The sequence below is a fragment of the Curtobacterium sp. MCJR17_043 genome (assembly GCF_003224315.2).
In the GTDB taxonomy this organism is placed as follows: Bacteria; Actinomycetota; Actinomycetes; order Actinomycetales; family Microbacteriaceae; genus Curtobacterium.
Genome location: NZ_CP126259.1, coordinates 1,159,545 through 1,177,130, shown reverse-complemented (window position 1 = coordinate 1,177,130; position 17,586 = coordinate 1,159,545). Strand labels below are relative to the sequence as shown.

The 17,586-nt window shown below is 72.6% G+C and carries 9 protein-coding genes, 1 tRNA gene and 5 pseudogenes; 4 read left to right on the top strand and 11 right to left on the bottom strand.

The features are described 5' to 3' along the window. Positions 1 to 98 precede the first annotated feature (98 nt). Positions 99 to 1,345: pseudogene (ilvA, locus tag DEJ15_RS06215) on the bottom strand (threonine ammonia-lyase). Between the two features lie 46 nt (positions 1,346 to 1,391). Continuing rightward, the gene (locus DEJ15_RS06210) at positions 1,392 to 2,558 is read right to left on the bottom strand and encodes an AI-2E family transporter (RefSeq protein WP_284175900.1); all 1,167 of its coding nucleotides are present in this window, start codon (positions 2,556 to 2,558) and stop codon (positions 1,392 to 1,394) included. Here DEJ15_RS06210 and DEJ15_RS06205 point away from each other — a divergent pair. Continuing rightward, positions 2,473 to 3,963: a winged helix-turn-helix domain-containing protein gene (locus DEJ15_RS06205; RefSeq protein WP_349814828.1), complete on the top strand. Its 1,491-nt coding sequence runs from the start codon at positions 2,473 to 2,475 to the stop codon at positions 3,961 to 3,963. The two genes, DEJ15_RS06210 and DEJ15_RS06205, sit on opposite strands and share 86 nt — an antisense overlap. Positions 3,964 to 3,976: 13 nt before the next feature. Here the strand turns inward: DEJ15_RS06205 and DEJ15_RS06200 are convergent. Beyond that, positions 3,977 to 4,544: pseudogene (locus DEJ15_RS06200) on the bottom strand (LemA family protein). 298 nt (positions 4,545 to 4,842) lie between these two features. On the opposite strand from DEJ15_RS06200, the gene DEJ15_RS06195 reads away from it, so the two are divergent. Both DEJ15_RS06195 and DEJ15_RS06190 read left to right on the top strand, forming a co-directional pair. Continuing rightward, on the top strand, positions 4,843 to 6,195 hold the full coding sequence (locus DEJ15_RS06195) for an Ig-like domain-containing protein (protein WP_284175899.1): 1,353 nt from the start codon (positions 4,843 to 4,845) through the stop codon (positions 6,193 to 6,195). A 539-nt stretch (positions 6,196 to 6,734) separates the two neighbouring features. Then, positions 6,735 to 7,166 carry a hypothetical protein gene (locus DEJ15_RS06190; protein WP_284175898.1) on the top strand — a complete coding sequence of 144 codons (432 nt, stop codon included), beginning with the start codon at positions 6,735 to 6,737 and terminating at the stop codon, positions 7,164 to 7,166. 300 nt (positions 7,167 to 7,466) lie between these two features. Here the strand turns inward: DEJ15_RS06190 and DEJ15_RS06185 are convergent, their stop codons facing one another. The 8 genes and pseudogenes from DEJ15_RS06185 to DEJ15_RS06150 form a co-directional block, all read right to left on the bottom strand. After that, on the bottom strand, positions 7,467 to 8,789 hold the full coding sequence (locus tag DEJ15_RS06185; RefSeq protein ID WP_181419411.1) for a threonine/serine exporter family protein: 1,323 nt from the start codon (positions 8,787 to 8,789) through the stop codon (positions 7,467 to 7,469). A gap of 242 nt (positions 8,790 to 9,031) precedes the next feature. Further along, positions 9,032 to 9,105 (bottom strand) — tRNA-Leu (locus DEJ15_RS06180). Between the two features lie 96 nt (positions 9,106 to 9,201). After that, positions 9,202 to 10,675, bottom strand: a pseudogene (locus tag DEJ15_RS06175) (NAD(P)/FAD-dependent oxidoreductase). 43 nt (positions 10,676 to 10,718) lie between these two features. Continuing rightward, positions 10,719 to 11,267: a DUF501 domain-containing protein gene (locus tag DEJ15_RS06170; protein ID WP_110823620.1), complete on the bottom strand. Its 549-nt coding sequence runs from the start codon at positions 11,265 to 11,267 to the stop codon at positions 10,719 to 10,721. Between the two features lie 35 nt (positions 11,268 to 11,302). Continuing rightward, a complete protein-coding gene (locus DEJ15_RS06165; protein ID WP_110823980.1) occupies positions 11,303 to 11,878 on the bottom strand; it encodes an FtsB family cell division protein in 576 nt (191 codons plus the stop codon). A 614-nt stretch (positions 11,879 to 12,492) separates the two neighbouring features. Beyond that, positions 12,493 to 13,776, bottom strand: coding sequence for a phosphopyruvate hydratase (gene eno / locus DEJ15_RS06160; protein WP_110823619.1), 1,284 nt, complete (start codon positions 13,774 to 13,776; stop codon positions 12,493 to 12,495). Between the two features lie 98 nt (positions 13,777 to 13,874). After that, positions 13,875 to 15,090: pseudogene (gene hisS / locus DEJ15_RS06155) on the bottom strand (histidine--tRNA ligase). A 458-nt stretch (positions 15,091 to 15,548) separates the two neighbouring features. Then, positions 15,549 to 16,277: a MazG family protein gene (locus DEJ15_RS06150; protein ID WP_284175896.1), complete on the bottom strand. Its 729-nt coding sequence runs from the start codon at positions 16,275 to 16,277 to the stop codon at positions 15,549 to 15,551. Between DEJ15_RS06150 and nhaA the strand changes: the two are divergent. After that, positions 16,276 to 17,581: pseudogene (gene nhaA / locus DEJ15_RS06145) on the top strand (Na+/H+ antiporter NhaA). The gene DEJ15_RS06150 and the pseudogene nhaA sit on opposite strands and share 2 nt — an antisense overlap. The last annotated feature ends 5 nt before the right edge of the window (positions 17,582 to 17,586 follow it).

Genomic DNA, 17,586 nt, shown 5'->3' with positions numbered 1-17,586 from the left:
CGTCGCGACGGCCTGGAGGCGCGACCGCCGTCCGCCGGGTCGGCCCGGGCCTCCAGGCCGTCGCCGTGCGCAGCACGGTCCTGCCCCAGGAGCGCGCGTCAGTTCGTGAGCTGCTCCGGGCGGAAGCCGGCCTCCTGCAGCCGGGCCATGACCTCGTCGGCGTGTTCGGGCCCGCGCGCCTCGATCGACAGGTCGAGCGCCACCTCGCTGATCACCACGCCCTGGCCGTGGCGGGTGTGCAGGACCTCGACGACGTTGGCGCCGGCGTCCGAGATGATCTGCGAGACGCGGGCGAGCTGACCCGGACGGTCCGGCAGCATGATCCGGATCCCGATGTAGCGGGACGCGGCGACGAGTCCGCGCGTGATGACCCGCTCCATCATGAGCGGGTCGATGTTGCCGCCGCTGAGGAGGACCACGGTCCGGCCGGTGTCGTGCACCGCGCCCGCCATGATCGCCGCGACGCCGACGGCACCGGCGGCCTCGACCACGAGCTTCGCGCGCTCGAGCAGCACGAGGAGTGCCCGGGCGACGTCGTCGTCGGAGACGGTCACGATCTCGTCGACCAGATCGCGGATGATCGGGAAGTTCATGTCGCCCGGGCGCGCGACCGCGATGCCGTCCGCGATCGTCGGGCTCGTCGTGATGGTGACGGGCTCCCCCCGCCTGGATCGACGACGGGTAGGCGGCCGCGTTCTCGGCCTGCACGCCGATGACCCGGATGTCACGACCGAGGCGCTCGGCCATCCCCTTCACCGCGATCGCGATGCCGGAGATGACGCCGCCGCCGCCGATCGGCACGACGACCGTGTCGACGTCGGGCACCTGGTCGACGATCTCGAGGCCGACCGTGCCCTGACCGGCGATCACCGCGGGGTGGTCGAACGGCGGGATGAACACGGCGCCCGTGCGGATGGCGAAGTCCTTGGCGGCGGAGAGAGCCTCCTCCACCGAGTGCCCGCGCAGGACGACGTCCGCCCCGTACCGGCGGGTGGCCTGCAGCTTCGGCAGGGCGACACCGACCGGCGTGAAGATCGTCGCGGGGATGCCGAGCTCGCGGGCGGCGAAGGCGACCCCCCTGCGCGTGGTTGCCGGCGCTGGCGGCGACGACCCCGGCCTCCCGCTGCTCGGCCGACAGCGTGGACAACCGGTTGTAGGCACCGCGCACCTTGTACGCGCCGGTGCGCTGCAGGTTCTCGCATTTGAGGTGCACCGGCGACCCGAGCAGGCCCTCGAGGAACTTCGACGTCTCCATCGGGGTCACCCGCGCCACCCCGGCGATCGTCTCGCGCGCGGCCTCGATGTCGGCGAGCGTCGGGATCGGGGCTGCAGTCGTGTCGGTCACGGTCCCATCATCGTCGGTCGCGGAGCGGTCGCGTGCCACGTGACGCTCAGTTCGTGCTGGCGGTCCCGGGCTCGGCCGCGGGCTGCGCGTCGCTGCCCGGTGCCGGGACGTCGTCGCCGATCTGGTGACGACGTCGTCGGAGGAGCTGGATGCGGCCGTGCTGGCCGCGCTTCGGGGTTGCCTCGCGGACGTGCTCCGAGTCGAGTCCCCGCCACCGGCCGCTCGCGATGGTCGTGACCATCGCGTTGAGCGTCGCGATGAGCGGGACCGCGAAGAACGCCCCGGCGATGCCGGCCAGCCCGGACGCGGCGGTCACACCGAGCACCACCGCGAGGGGGTGCACCTTGACGGCGTTGCCCATCACGAGGGGCTGCAGGATGTGGCCCTCGATCTGCTGGACGAGCAGGACGACGCCGAGCACCAGCACCGCGGCGAGTGGACCGTTGAAGATGAGTGCGACGAAGACGGCCAGGAAGCCGGTGACGATCGCACCGACGACCGGGATGAAGGCACCGAGGAACACGATCGCGGCGATCGGGATGACGAGCGGCATGCCGCCGAAGAACAGTCCGACGATGAACGCACCGAGGCCGATGCCCACGGCGTCGACGAAGGCCACGAAGATCTGCACGCGGATGAAGCTCGTCAGGGTGATCCACCCCGCGACGCCGGCCCCGTCCACGGTCGCGCGGGCCTTGCGCGGGAAGAGCCGCACGGTCCAGCGCCAGACGTTCTTGCCGTCGATGAGCAGGAAGATCGTGGTGAACAGGATGATGAAGAGCGCCTCGAACACGTGCGTGGCACTCGAGCCGGCAGTGGCGACACCGGACAGGATCGTCCCGGTGTTGTCCTGCACCCAGGTGGTGGCCTCCCCGATCCAGTTGTCGACGTCCGCCTGTGAGATCCCGAATCCGGAGTTCAGCACGAACTCGCGGACGTTGCCGAACTGGGACACCGTGCGGTCGCGGAGCGAGGGGTACGACGCGATGATCTGGTCGATGACGAGCCAGAGCAGCGCTGCGACCGCGGCGAGCCCGCCGAGCAGACTGAGGACGACGGCGAGCCACTTCGGCACGTGGTGCCGCTGCAGCCGGTTCGAGATCGGCACCAGGAGCGCGGAGATCACGATGCCGACGAGGAAGGGGACGAGGATGTCGCTGAAGATCGTCATCAGCCAGACGAAGAGCGCGATCACGCCCGCGATGACGAGCACCCGCCACGAGAACGCCCCCCGCGATCCGCATGCCGATCGGCACCGATTCCTCGACCACGGGATCGGGGTGCGCCTTCTTGACCCAAGCCATGCGCTCACTGTATCCACGCGATGCCGCAGGAGTACCGGGCGCGGCATGGACCGGATCGGCACGCGGTGTCGGGCGCCGTCGGTAGCGTTCCCCCCATGGTCAGGACGACACTCTCCGCCTCCGAGGCCCGCCGGGTGGCCCTGGCCGCGCAGGGGTTCGGCCGGCCCCGACCGGAAGCGGTCACGGCGCGCACGGTGTCGGCCGGCGCGGCACGTCTCGGCCTGCTGCAGATCGACTCCGTCAACGTCTTCGAGCGGAGCCACTACCTCCCCCCTGTACGCACGCCTCGGCGCCTACGACAAGGCGGCCCTCGACCGGCTGACGCTCACCCAGCGCAGCCCGTGGATCGAGTACTGGGCGCACGAGGCGGCGTTCGTCCCGCGCGACGACCTCCGCCTGTTCCGTTGGCGCATGGACGCGTACCGGGAGCGGGACGCGACGCGGCCGAACCGGGTCGCCGGGGTCGAACGCACCGCCCGGGTGCGCGGTGAGCTCCTCGCGCTGCTCGCGGCGCAGGGGCCGATGCCGGCGAGCGCCGTCGAGCACGAGTCGAACGTGCGCCGGGGCCCCTGGTGGGGCTGGAGCGACGTGAAGCACGGGCTGGAACAGCTCTTCCGGTGGGGCGACGTCGTCAGCGCGGGCCGTGCCGGCTTCGAGCGGGTGTACGCGCTCCCCGACCAGGTGTTGCCGGCCGGGTACTTCGCGACCGCTCCGGACCGGCAGGACGCCGTCCGGGAACTCGTCCGACGCTCGGCCCGCGCGGTGGGCATCGGCACCCGGGCGGACCTGGCGGACCACCACCGGTTGCGCGCGGACGACACCGCGGCGGCGATCGCCGACCTGGAGGACGCCGGCGAGCTCGTCCCGGTGTCGGTGGCGGGGTGGAAGGACCGCGCGTGGATGCACGTCGACGCACGGGTGCCGCGACGGGTCGACGCCGACGCCGTGCTCAGCCCGTTCGACCCGGTCGTCTGGTTCCGGCCGCGTGCCGAGCGGGTGTTCGGCTTCCACTACCGGATCGAGATCTACACGCCGGCACCGAAGCGGGTGTTCGGGTACTACGTGCTCCCGGTGCTGCAGGACGAGGCGCTCGTGGGGCGCGTCGACCTGAAGAGCGACCGGCAGCGCGGGGTGCTGCACGTCCGGACGGCCTGGCACGAGCCCGGGTCGGTGGTGGACGTCGACCGCCTGGCGGCGCTGCTCCGCCGGACAGCGGCGTGGCAGGGGCTCGGCGACGTCGAGGTCACCGACCGCGGGACGGCCGCCGCGGACCTGGCCGGCGCGCTGGGTGTCCGTCCACGACGGGACGGCTGACGAACGCGACCGCCTAGAACTGGACGCGCGGGGGGTTCCGCGATCGCGGCGGGCTCGGCCGTCTCGAAGAACGGAGCGGGCCCGACCCCGCGGTGCTTCGCGAAGGTGGACGTGGGGAACGACTTCACCTTGGTGTTGAGCTCGCGGACGCCGCCGTTGTAGTGCCGGCGTGCGGACTGGATCTTGTCCTCGGTGGCGACGAGCTGCGACTGGAGTTCGAGGAACCCCTGGCTCGACTGGAGCTGCGGGTAGTGCTCGGCGACCGCGAAGACGCTCTTCAGTGCCTTCTGCATGTGCCCCTCGGCGGAGGAGGCCGCGACGGCGTCCCCGGCGGAGAGCGTCTCGGTGCGGGCCCGGTCCACGGCGGAGAAGACGGACTCCTCGTGCGCGGCGTAGCCCTGCACGGTGCTCACGATCGTCGGGATCAACTCCGCACGCTGCTGCAGGTGCTCGGCGATCTCCGACCAGGCGCTGTCGACCCTTCCCTGCAGTGCGACGAGCGACTTGTGACTGACCCAGAGCCAGATCCCGATCACCACGAGGACGACGACCACCACGCCGACCACGATGAGTGCCGTGATGAGTCCGGTGTCCATTCGGTCGTGCTCCTCTGCGCGTCGGGCCGCGGTCGTGCCGGACCACCAGGGTCCGTCGGGCGGACCAGGGAGGTCCTCGACGATCTTACCGAGCAGGTCGGAGCGCCCTCACCGGGGGGAGGATCTTCACGGCCGATTCCCGAGTGCCGCACACCCTGCTCGCGGACCACGCCCGGCTCGGGCGACGATCGGCGCAGAACCGGCCGGATCGTCCGCGCGGGGTGTTGACCCGGGGCGCCTGATCACGTGGGATGGAGGGGGATGGACACGGCAGGGGGGCGACGTGGGACACCGGGGCGCGAGGGGCGGTACCCGGGCTCGGCGATCCCGGAGCCGTGGCACGGTCGCCCGCCTGCTCCTCGCCGCGGCCGGTCTCGTCCTGGTACCCCTCGTGCTGGTCCCGCTCGACGCCGTACCGGTGGCCGCCGTCCCCTCCACCCTGCCCGGTGCCGGCACGACCGCGCCGCCGACCGAGCCACCCACGTTCGCGAACCCGGTCCCGGCGCCCGCCGCACCGAGCCCGTCACCGAGCCGGACACCCGTGGCGCCGCCGTCGGGCGGCACCCCGACGGCGCCGACCATCGCCGACCCCGGGGACCTCACGACCGACCTCGCGCGCTTCTCCGGCCGTGCCGCCCCGGGTCACGGTGTCCGCGTCGCCGACCCCGCCGTCCCGTCCGCCTCGGTGTGCCGGACGACCGCCAGGGCCGACGGCACCTGGTCGTGCGTGGGCACCGTGCACTCGGGACCGGCGCAGGTCTTCACCGTCCTCGACACGACCACCTCGTCCCTCCCGAGCGCCGACGCCGCTCCGTCGGACGTGATCGTCCCACCGGTCGTCACCACCCGGCGACCGACCGCCGGGGCCGTCACGGGCACCGGCCGACCAGGCGCGACCGTGACGGTCACGCGGGCCGGCAGCACGGCCGTGCGCACCGCGGTCGTCGGGCCCGCCGGCACCTGGCACGTCTCCTGGGCCGTCGGTCCCGGTGCGCCCGCAGACGGCCCGTCCACCGTGACGGCGACGCAGACCGCGAGCACGGCCGACGGGTACCGCTCCGACCTCCGGAGCGCGGTCTCGCCGCCGAGCAGCATCACGATCGACCGGACGGCCCCGGCCGCTCCCCGCATCGGCACCCCGTCGGCATCCGCGGTCGTCGGCGCACGCTCGGTCCGCATCGCCGGCACCGCGGAGCCCGGGACCATCGTGACCGCCTACGTCGACGACGTCGCGGTGTGCCGGGCGGAGGTCACGGCGTCGGGGACGTGGTCGTGCCGCGTCGCCGACGTGCTCCGTGGCGGCGCCCACCGCATCAGCGCGGGGGGCGCAGGACGTCGCGGGCAACACCTCCCGGGCGGCGCCCGCGGTCCCGGTCCGCGTGAGCGGGCCGTCGGCCGCCGGGCCGTCGCCCACCGACGGGTCCGGATCGGACCCGGGCGCCGACCGCCCCTCCTCCGGCAGCGGCGCCGTGGCCCCGACGCCCCGGCCCGGCCGAGGACAGCAGTCCGACCCCGAGGACGGACCCGGTGGCGGACCGGGGAGCCCCGCCGACGGCCCACCCTCCGCGGGCGTGCCCGGCGGTGGCACCGACGGCCGACCCGACGGAAGGCCGGACTGGTCCGGCCCAGCAGGTGACTGGACGGTCGCCACGGCGTACGACCACGCGGTCCCCACGATCCAGTCCTCGTTCTCCTGGCGCACGCTCGCGATCGCGGTCGGCGTCGCCGCCGCGTTCCTGCTCCTGGTGGCCGGACCGGTGCGGGTCCTCGCCGGCGCCCTCCGCGGGCGACTGCCGCGTCCCGCTTCCCGCTTCACGGGCCGCAACCGGCCCCGGTCCGAGCGCACACGCGGTGACGACGCACTGCCGGCCTGGGTCTCGATCGCGGTCGGCACGACGCTCGCCGCGGTGTCCACGCTGCTGGGCACCGGGATCGCCCTCGAGGCTCGCTACGTCCGACTCGCCCTGGCCGTCCTCGCCGGCGTCGTCGTGCTCACGGCCGGTGTCGTGCTCGCGACGCGGTGGGCTGCTGGTGAGGATCGACGAGCCGTCACCTTCCGGGTCTCACCCGGTCTCGTGCTCGCGGCGGTCGTCGCGAGCGGCCTCACCCGCACCGCGGACCTCTCCCCCCGCCCTCGTCGTCGGCGTCCTCCTGGTACCCGTCGGCCGCACCGACGTGGACACCGCCGCCATGCGACTCGGGAACGGTGTCGCGGCCTGTGCGCGGAGCGCCACGTGGCGGTCGGTGACCCTGCTCGTCCTCGCGGCCGTCGGATGGGTCGTGCACAGTGTGACGGCCGGGTCCGGGTTCACCGCCTCGCTCGTGTCCGAGTTCGCCAGCACGCTCTGCGTCGGCGGCCTCGGCGCACTCGTCGTGACGCTCCTGCCGCTCCGGGGGTCGGCAGGAGCAGCCCTCGCCGCCGTGTCCCGTCCGCGGTACGGCGCCCTCGAGGCCGTCGCCGTCGGTCTGGCCGCGGCGGTCTACTCCGGCCCGACCGGGACGCACCTGCCGCTCGTCGCCTGGGCCTCCGCGGTCGCGGTGGTGGTCGCCCTCGCGGCAGCCGTCCTGCTCTGGCCCCGGCTCCGCGGAGGTGCCTCCGCGTCCTGACCGGTTCCGTGGCGGCGGCGGCGGGCGCGCACCGGATGCGCGCCGGCGGGGAGGCCCGCATGCACCGCACGGAGCGGCGACCGGTCCGACAGCGACCGGCACACGTCGGCCGGGAGGCTCGCACACGCCTCATGGACCGGGCACCGGTCCGACAATGACCGGCACGGCGTCGGCCGGGAAGCCCACCACGCGCAGTCCGCTCACTTGTCCGGCGGGCGGAGACCGAGCCTCCAGAACGGGACGACGTGTCCCGGTCGTAGACGCCAGGTGGTTCCGGCGCCGGCTGCCGGATCCCCTCGGTCAGTGGGTCGGCGCGGACCGGGCGAACAGCCCGGGCAGCAGCCCGCCGATCTTCGTCCCGACGCAGAGGCTGACGAAGGTCGCGAGCGGTGTCGCGAGCGCGGCGGCGTCGAACGTCGCGACCGCGACCAGCCCGACCGTGCCGGGCACGAGCAGCAGGAACGCCGGCCGGAACGACACGGTCGCCGGCACCACCGGCACGATGCGTTCGAGGACACGCGTCGCGACGAACAGCAGCGCCGCGGCGAGGCCCGTCGCGACGACGCTGCCGCTGAGCGGCGTGAGCAACGACACGACGGCGTAGGCGGTGACCATGACGACGACCGACGCCGCCGTCAGGCGCCACCCGGATCCGAAGACGAGGCTGATGCCGGTCGCGAGGACCACCACGGCGACCCACGACGCCCAGAGCGCCGGGACGGCCTCCCAGCCGGGTCGGTCGGTGCCGATGCCCGCGACCTCGCCGACGAGTGCCGCCGAGGTCGGGTCGATGCGGAGGCCGGTCACCGTGCTCCCCGCCGCGATCCCGGCGGCCATGAAGCCGAGCATGATGAGTCCCTGCATGAGACGAGCCGACCCCGTGACGATGTCGGCGGCGGTGAGTTCGAGCAGGGCGTTCGTGATGAGTGCTCCGGGCACGAACACCGCGACCGGCGCGCACACGGCGTACAGCGGGACGTGGTCGAAGCCCGTGCCAGCGGCGACGAGTCCGACGACGGCGGTCGAGCAGAAGGCCGCGAGGAACGGCACGACGGCCACGGCCTCACGGAAGCGCCGGAGCAGCAGGCCGATGACCCCGACGAGCGCCCCGACCACCAGCGCGAGGAGGACCGCCCACCACGGGCACCGGAACACGACCGCGAGCCCGGCGGAGGTCAGTGCATTGCCGAGCACCCACGGCAGCGGGGCCGGTGGTCGCGTGCCCTGGCGGATGCTCCGGACCCGGGCGGGGATCTCGGCGAGGGCGATCGCGCCGCGCTCCAGACCGAGCACCAGGCGGTTGGCGCGGGCGGACTGGCGGAACGAGAGCTCGATGCCCTCGGCGTTGACGATCGTCGCGGCGCCCGTCGCGGTCTCGCTGACGATGACGAGCGCGGGCAGCACCCCGATGGCGAGGCCGTTGCCGACACCCGCTGCGTCGCGGGCCTTCTCGAGCGCTGAGCGGACGTCGGTGACCGAGCTGCCGGCGTCGAGGAGCAGTGCGCCGAGCGTGCCGAGCAGCATGCCGACGGGGACCGTCTCGCCGTCGATGACCTCGACGTGGGCCTCGGGGCGCCGGAGCGCGTCCCGAAGGTTCGTCAGCGCGCTCCCGATCCCGACCACCTGGTCAGCGTAACGAGTACGGCGGGCGTGCCGTCCGGTCTCCGTACCCCCCCCGGAGGGACTCGAACCCTCATCTCGGCGATGTTGAGTCGGATGCCCGTCCGGTCTCCGTACCCCCCCGGAGGGACTCGAACCCTCATCTCGGCGATGTTGCGTCGGATGCCCGTCCGATCTCCGTACCCCCCGGAGGGACTCGAACCCTCATCTCGGCGATGTTGAGTCGGATGCCCGTCCGATCTCCGTACCCCCGGTGGGACTCGAACCCACAACTCGGCGATTTTAAGTCGCATGCCTCTACCGATTGGGCCACGGGGGGCGCACGGCGACGGGCGGCCGCGCCGGGACAGCCTACCGACGCCGGAGGGCGGCCACCCGTCGGGTGGCCGCCCTCTCGACAGCGGGTGTGCGCTGCCTACTCGGTCTTGGCGGACTCGCCGGCGCCGACGGGCTCGGCGGCCTTCGAGACGTCCTCGGCGGGCGTGGCGTACGCGGGACCGGCAGCGCCGGCGGGCTGGCCCTCGGCCGGGGACTCGGCTTCCGGAGCAGCCTCGACGGCCGGCTTCGGACGGGAGGCCCACGCCTCGAACGCGGCGCGGGGCGTCTCGCGGTCGTCGAGCGACACAATGTCGCGACCGAGGAAGAAGCCGGAGACCCAGTCACCGACGACGCGGATCTTGCGCTCCCACGACGGCATGGCCAGACCGTGGTAGCCGCGGTGGGCACCCCAGGCCAGGAAGCCCTTCATCGCGAACTTGCCGGACTGGAAGACACCGATGCCGAGACCGAGGCCGGCGACGGCACCGAGGTTCTCGTGCTTGTAGTCGACGGTGGCTTCGCCGCGCAGGGTCGCGACGAGGTTCTTCGCGAGCTGCTTGGCCTGACGGACCGCGTGCTGGGCGTTCGGCACGCACATGCCGCCGACGCCACCACCGGTGAGGTCCGGGACGGCCGCGACGTCACCGCAGGCCCAGGCGTCGGCGATGACCGTGCCCTCGTCGACGATGCGGAGGTCGGGCTGCACCGTGATGCGGCCGCGGGGCTCGAGCGGGAAGTCGGTACCCTTGACCATCGGGTTCGCCATGACGCCGGCGGTCCAGATGATCAGGTCGGACTCGATGACCTCGATCGACTCGTCCTTGGCCTTGAGCTGGCAGACGCCACCGACGGCCGAGGCGAGCTGCGTCTCGAGGTGCACGGTGGCCCCGCGCTCGGCGAGGTTCTTGAGCACCCAGTGCGAGGTCTCGAGCGAGACCTCGGGCATGATGCGGCCCATCGCCTCGACGAGGTGGAAGTGCGTGTCCTCGAAGGCGATCTGCGGGTAGCTGCTGAGCAGGTCCGAGACGAAGGAGCGGAGTTCGGCGAAGACCTCGATACCGGCGAAGCCACCACCGACGACGACTACCGTGAGCAGACGCTGCCGCTCGGGGCCGGCCGGCAGGTTCGCTGCCTTGGCGAAGTTGGTGAGGATCTTGTCGCGGATCGCCGCGGCCTCTTCGATGGTCTTCAGGCCGATGGCCTCGTCCGCGACGCCCGGGATCGGGAAGGTGCGCGAGACGGCGCCGGCGGTCATGACGATCTGGTCGTACGACTCCTGCCACGGCTCACCGACCGCGGGGGGTGATGGTCGCGGTCTTGTTCGCGTGGTCGACCCCGGTGACCTTCGCGGTGACGACGCGGGTCGACTTGAGGTGGCGGCGGTGCGAGACCACGGCGTGACGCGGCTCGATCGACCCGGCGGCGACCTCGGGGAGGAACGGCTGGTACGTCATGTACGGCAGCGGGTCCACCATGACGACGTCGGCTTCGCCGTTGCGAAGGTGCTTCTCGAGCTTCCATGCGGTGTAGAAGCCGGCGTAGCCGCCGCCGACGACGAGGATCTTGGGCACGGTTGGTGATCTCCTTGGGGTGGTTGGACTGCTGGGCGGCTGGTCAGGACTCGCCGCCACCCACCCCGACTCCGGCGTCTGCATCCTCATCATAGGCCCGGCATTCGCACCGGGACGGCGACCAGTCCGCGCGCTCCAGCGCGAGGTCTCCGATGGGGTTGACGCCGGGTCCGGCGGCGAGGGCGTGCCCGACGAGCGCGTGCAGGCACTTCACGCGGGTGGGCATGCCACCGGCGCTGATGCCCGCGATCTCCTCGACGTGCTCGATCGACTCACGGTCGTCGAGGTACGCCTGGTGCGCGTGGCGGTACTGCTCAGCGGTGTCCGCGTCCTCGAGGAGGGCGGCCAGCTCGGGCATGACCTGGTTCGCCTCGAGGGTGCTGACCGCTGCGGTGGCTGCCGGGTGGCAGAGGTAGTAGAGCGTCGGGAACGGGGTGCCGTTGCCGAGGCGGGGCTTCGTGGACACGACCGTCGGGTTGCCGCAGACGCAGCGAGCAGCGATGCCGATCACGTCACGGGCGGGGCGTCCGAGCTGGGCGGTCACCACCTGCACGTCGTGCGCGGTCGGCGGGTCGAACGGAGGGGTCGTCACGGGCACGTGAGCCTACCCGACTCCGCGCGTCGGCCCTACTCGGGGGACGAGCCGCTGTCCGTCCCGCGGTCGGTGTCGCTGCCGCTGCCGTCACCGGTGTCGCCGCGGCGCTCGAGTTCGTCATCGGTCTCGTCCGACAGCCCGGACTCGAGGACGGACGAGAGCATCGACCGCACCCAGTCCACGTCCGGCGTCTGCACCGTCGAGCTGACCGGGGTGCCGGACTCGGTCCTCGGCGCCGGGGTGGCCGAAGCGCCGGCCTCGCTGCCCATCACCAGGTAGCTCTCCTCGCCCGGGTACACGTAGAGCAGGCGGTCGCGCGCCTGTGCCTCGATGTAAGCGGGGTCGTCCCAGCGCGCCACGTCGTGCTTCTTCTGCGCGACGTCGGCCTTCTGCGCCGCGACCTGCCGCTGCATGTCGGTGATCTGGTCCTGCTGCTGCACGAGCGTGCGGAGCGAGGGGGCGAGCACCACGACGAAGAGCACGATGATCGCGAGCATCAGCAAGCTGAACCCGGAGAAGTGCAGCGACCGGTACCACGGCTGTCCCGAGGTCGCTCCCTCGGGCATGGCCACGGGGACGCGGCGGACGCGGGGCTTCTGGCTGGGCACGACGACGACGATAACGCGGCCGTCGGGGCTCGGCATCCCGCCGCGCGCGCGTTGCGCACCCTCTCAGCGACGGCTGCCGACGCTGGAGGCGCGCCCCGCGCCTCCAGTCCGGCTCGGGTCCCCGAGACGCCCCCCGCCGCGCCGAGACGCCGCGACCTCGCCGAGACGCCGCCGAATCCGGAGGCGTCTCGCGCGCACCGCGGCGTCACGCGCAGACGGGGGGCGTCACGCGCAGACGGGGGGCGTCACGCTACACCTGCCTGGAGGCACGGCCCGGGTCTCCCGGCTGGCTCGGGTCCCGGGACGTCAACTGACCGACGGGACGCCGCCGGCCGCCGAACCGCCGCCACCTCGGCGAGACGCCGCCGAATTCGGAGGCGTCTCGCGCGCACCGCGGCGTCGTCCGCAGACGGGGGGCGTCTCGCGCAGACGGGGCGTCCCGCGCAGACGGGAGGAACGGCTCGCGCAGACGGGAGGAACGGCTCGCGCGGACAGGGCGTCTCGCGCAGACGAGGCGGCTCGCGTGAGTCGGTGGCACGCGCGGACGGGGCCGTTCCGCGGAACGGCGAGACGCCGCCCTCCGGACGGAGGACGGCGTCTCGGGGGGTGCTGGGTTACAGCGAAGCCGAACGCGGGAAGGCGGAGCGGCCGGCGTAGACCGCCGCGTCGCCGAGCTCTTCCTCGATGCGGAGCAGCTGGTTGTACTTGGCGACGCGGTCCGAGCGGGCCGGGGCGCCGGTCTTGATCTGACCACCGTCGACCGCGACCGCGATGTCCGCGATCGTGGTGTCCTCGGTCTCACCGGAGCGGTGCGACAGGATCGCGGTCATGCCGTGGCGGTGCGCGAGGGAGACCGCGTCGAGGGTCTCGGTCAGCGTGCCGATCTGGTTCACCTTGACCAGGATCGAGTTGCCGGCCTTCTCGTCGATGCCGCGCTGGAGCCGCGTCGGGTTGGTGACGAACAGGTCGTCGCCGACGATCTGCAGCTTCGAACCGAGCTCGACGGTCAGGTGGGTCCAGCCCTCCCAGTCGTCCTCGGCCAGCGGGTCCTCGATCGTGGCGAGCGGGTAGTCACGGGCCAGGTCGACGAAGTACTGCGTGAACTCGGCGCTCGAGAGCTGCTTGCCCTCGAAGGAGTACTTGCCGTCGTGGAAGAACTCGGTGCTGGCGACGTCGAGGCCCAGCGCGATGTCCTTGCCCGGGGTGAAGCCGGCCTTCTCGATCGCCGCGAGGAGGAAGTCGAGCGCGGCGCGGTTCGAGGCGAGCTCCGGCGCGAAGCCGCCCTCGTCGCCGAGGCCGGTCGCGAGGCCCTGCTTCTTCAGCTCGCCCTTGAGTGCGTGGTAGGTCTCGACGCCCCAGCGCAGGGCCTCCGAGAAGGACTCGGCGCCGTACGGCACCAGGAAGAACTCCTGGATGTCGACGTTGGTGTCGGCGTGCGCGCCGCCGTTGACGACGTTCATGAGCGGCACGGGGAGCGTGTGCGCGTTCGGGCCACCGAGGTAGCGGAACAGCGGCAGGTCGACCGAGTCGGCCGCGGCGCGGGCCACGGCGAGCGAAGCGCCGAGGATGGCGTTCGCGCCGAGGCGGGACTTGTTCTCGGTGCCGTCGAGCTCGATGAGCGCGGCGTCGACGAGACGCTGGTCGGTGGCGTCGAAGCCCTCGAGCGCCGGGCCGATCTCGTCGAGCACGGCCTCGACGGCCTTGAGCACGCCCTTGCCGCCGTACCGGGAGTCGTCGCCGTCGCGCAGCTCGTACGCTTCGAAGGCGCCGGTGGAGGCACCGGACGGGACGAGGGCGCGCGAGACGACACCGTCGTCGAGGAGGACCTCGACCTCGACCGTCGGGTTGCCTCGGGAATCGAGGACTTCGCGTGCGCCTACGGCATCGATCACTGCCACGGGGAACTCCCTGTCGTTGGGTTGTGGTGGTTGCGCTGTCGATCCTAGCGACGCCGCTGCACCGCGACGCCTGGCTGTGGATGACCGGGAGGAGTCCGTCAGGCGAGCGGACGGAACTCCACGCCGTCGAGCGACGTGGTGTCGGTCCCGACGGTGGCGAACGAGCCGAAGCCCTGCTCCGCGAGTCCGGCGAGCAGGTTCTTCATGTTCTTCGTGCGCTTCTCGAGGCGGACGCGGTGGTGCGTGTCCAGCGCGTCGGCCTTCAGCGCGGCCAGCCGGACCGGGTCGACGTCCTTGTCGTACACGAGCACGACGGCGTCGGACTCGGCTGAACCGGGCAGCGACACGAGGTCCACGAGCCGCTCGAACCCGAGCGAGAACCCGACCGCCGGGACGTCCTGCCCGAGGAAGCGCCCGATCATGCCGTCGTAGCGGCCGCCGCCACCGAGGCTGTACCCGAAGTCGGGGTGCGCGACCTCGAAGATCGTGCCGGTGTAGTACCCCATGCCGCGGACGAGCGTCGGGTCGAAGCGGAGGTCGACGCCCGGGAGCGCCGCGCGCAGTCGCTCGAGGTCGGCGAACGCCTCGGCGTCGAGCCAGTCGGCACCGCGCACGCTGTCCCAGTCGGCGGACTCGAGCGCCCGGATCGTGTCGGCCGTGGCGGCGGGGTCGAGGCCGAGCGTGGTCCCGAGCTCCTCCGCGACGCCGACGGCCCCGATTTTGTCGAGCTTGTCGACCGTGATGAGGGCCCGGTCGGCTGCGGACTGCTCGGTGACCCCCCCACGAGGCGAGGAGCGCGAGCAGGATGCGGCGGTCGTTGATCCGGATCGACGTGCCGACGATGCCGAGCGCGTCGAGCGCCGCGGTGGTCGCCCGGATGAGTTCGATCTCGGCGAGCTGCCCGGGCTCGCCCAGGACGTCGATGTCGCACTGCACGAACTGGCGGTAGCGCCCCTTCTGCGGACGCTCGGCACGCCACACGGGCGCGATCTGCACGGCACGGAACACGCTCGGCAGTTCGGCGCGGTGCGAGGCGTAGAACCGGGCGAGCGGGACGGTCAGGTCGAACCGCAGCCCGAGGTCGGCGAGGTCCAGCGGCGCGTCGGCCTGCCGCAGGTCCTCGGTGGTCAGCCCGCGGCGCATCACGGCGAAGGCCAGCTTCTCGTTGTCACCACCGAGTCCGGAGTGGAGGCGGGCGGCGTCCTCGACGACCGGCGTCTCGATCTCGTCGAACCCGTGTCGCGCGTACACACCGCGGATGACGCCGAGCACGTGCTCCCGCCGGGCCTTGTCGGCGGGGAGGTGGTCTCGCATGCCCCTGGGGGGCCGTCACGGTCGTCGCCATGCCGTCGATTCTCGCAGAGCAGGACCGCCTCTTGCAGCAGCGTGTGTCCGCTGATATGCTGAATCCAGAACCTCGGTCGGAGCGTGCCTGATCCGCGCGTCGGCCGGCAGCGGAGGCGGCGTGCTGCAAGCGCCTCCGCGGTTCGAGCGGGATCCCCTGTCGGCGTCGCTCCCTGGTGACGCCGTCTCCCGCTCGCGGGCGTCCTCCTTTTTCGGGTTAGGAGGACGCCCGCTCCTCGTCGCCTCCGCGGTCGTCTCAGCGGTCGTCCTGCTCGAGGCTGCGGCCCGCCACCTCGAGCATCGCCACCGCGGCTCGGAGACTCGCGATCGGGTCCAGGCCCTGTTCGTGCGCGACGGCCACCTCGGCGAGCATCCCGGCGCCCCAGGCCGCGTCGACCCGGGTCCCCGGCTGCTGCCCGGCAGCGGCGTCACCGGGGTCCGCGGCGCCGACGAGGTGCGCAGCACCGACCGCGCTGGAGGCCGCCACTCCGTCGGCGACACCGGGAGCGTCGGCGACACCGGGAGCGTCGGCGACACCGGGAGCACCGGGCGCTCCGGGAGCGATCGGGGCACCGGGGACGTCGGCGGCAGCGGGAACCCCGGCGACACCGGGAGCGACGGGGGGCACCGGGGACGGGATCGACCACCTCGAGCACGGCGCCGTCCGTCACGGAGGCCATCGCGGCGTGCAGGTCACCGCGCTCCTCCAGCCGCTCCAGGAGCTTCACGGCACGTTCGAGCGGCGGCATCGCCCGCGGCACACCCGTGTACGCGCTCGTCCGCGACGACTTCTCGGCGGCCTTGGCGGCACGCCAGACCCGGATGACGTCCTCGACCGTGTGCGCTTCCTCGTCGCCGAAGACGTGCGGGTGGCGGCGCTGCATCTTCTCGCGCACGGAGTCGGCCACGTCGTCGAGGTCGAACCTGCCCTGCCGCGCGGCGATCCCCGCGTGCAACACCACCTGGTACAGGACGTCGCCCAGTTCCTCGCGGAGCTCGTCGTCGTCCCCGCCGTCGATCGCGTCGACGAGCTCGTAGGTCTCCTCGACGGCGTACCGGGCGAGGGTGGCGTGGGTCTGCTCGCGGTTCCAGACGCATCCGTGCTCGGGGTCGAGCAGGCGGTCCACGACGGCGACGAGTTCGGCAACGGCAGTCATGCCGCCATGCTGCCACCCGCGGCTCCGCGTGGATCGGGCTCCCGGGCCGTCCCGCTATCCTGGTGGAGGTGTGTCGGGAAGCCTGGTCGACGGTCCGTTCCCCGTACCCGATCACCGGAGCCGCATGCCGTCCTTCGTCCGTTCGCCCCGTTTCAGCGCGATCGCCCTCCTCACCGCCGCCGTCCTCGGACTGGTCGTCGCCAACACCGCACTCGGCCCCGGTCTCGAGCGCGGCCTCGACTGGCACACCCCGTGGGGAGCGGTCGGCCTCGACCTCTCGATCACCCACTGGGTCAGCGACGGCCTGCTCGCGGTCTTCTTCCTGTTGGTCGCTATCGAGCTGAAGCACGAGCTGGTCGCCGGCGAGCTCGCGAACCCGAAGACGGCCGTCGTCCCGGCCATCGCCGCGGTCGGCGGTGTGCTCGTGCCGGCGCTCGTCTACCTGCTCGTCACCGCCGGGACGCCGTACACCCACGGATGGCCGATCCCGACCGCGACGGACATCGCGTTCGCGCTCGGGGTCCTGGCGATGTTCGGGCGCGGGCTGCCCGCGACGATCCGGGTGTTCCTGCTCGCCCTCGCGGTCCTCGACGACCTGATAGCGATCGTCATCATCGCCGTCGTCTTCGCGCACGGCACGGACTTCCTCGCGCTCGGCGGAGCAGCGGTCCTGCTCGTGGTCTTCGCACTGCTCGGACGCCGGCTGCGCCCGGGCAGTGCCGCGCAGCCGTTCCTCGTCGTCGCGATGGTCCTCGTCGGCCTCGTCACGTGGTGGCTCGTGTACCACTCGGGAGTGCACGCGACCATCGCCGGCGTGGCCCTCGGGTTGGTCCTCCCCCCGACGTCCGGGCGGCACCCTGCACGAGCAGGTCGAGCCGTGGTCGAACGCGATCGTGCTCCCCGTCTTCGCCTTCGTCTCCGCAGCGGTCGTGATCCCCGCCGTCGGCGTCGGCGAACTCTCTCCGACGTTCTGGGCGGTCGTCCTGGCGCTGCCGGTCGGCAAGGTCATCGGCATCACCCTGTTCGGCGTCGTGGCCGGTCGGCTCTTCCGCGGACCGGGTCGGTCGACCCTCTCGGTCAGCTCCGTGATGACGGTCGGCGTGCTCGGCGGCATCGGCTTCACCGTGTCGCTGCTCATGAACGAACTGGCGTTCGCGGCGAACGAGGAGATCGTCGACGAGGGCGTCCTCGCGGTCCTCGTCGGGTCGGGCATCGCGATGGTCGCGTCCGCGGTCGTGGTGTCGGTGCGGGCGCGCCGGTACCGCCAGCGGCGCGAGCTGTCCGAGGCCGAAGCCACCGAGTAGCGCCG

Excerpts from the sequence above, each read along its gene's own strand:
- DEJ15_RS06150 (WP_284175896.1), bottom strand. The coding sequence starts at position 16,277 with ATGACTGCCGTTGCCGAACTCGTCGCCGTCGTGGACCGCCTGCTCGAC.
- DEJ15_RS06205 (WP_349814828.1), top strand. The coding sequence starts at position 2,473 with ATGCCGACGAGGAAGGGGACGAGGATGTCGCTGAAGATCGTCATCAGC.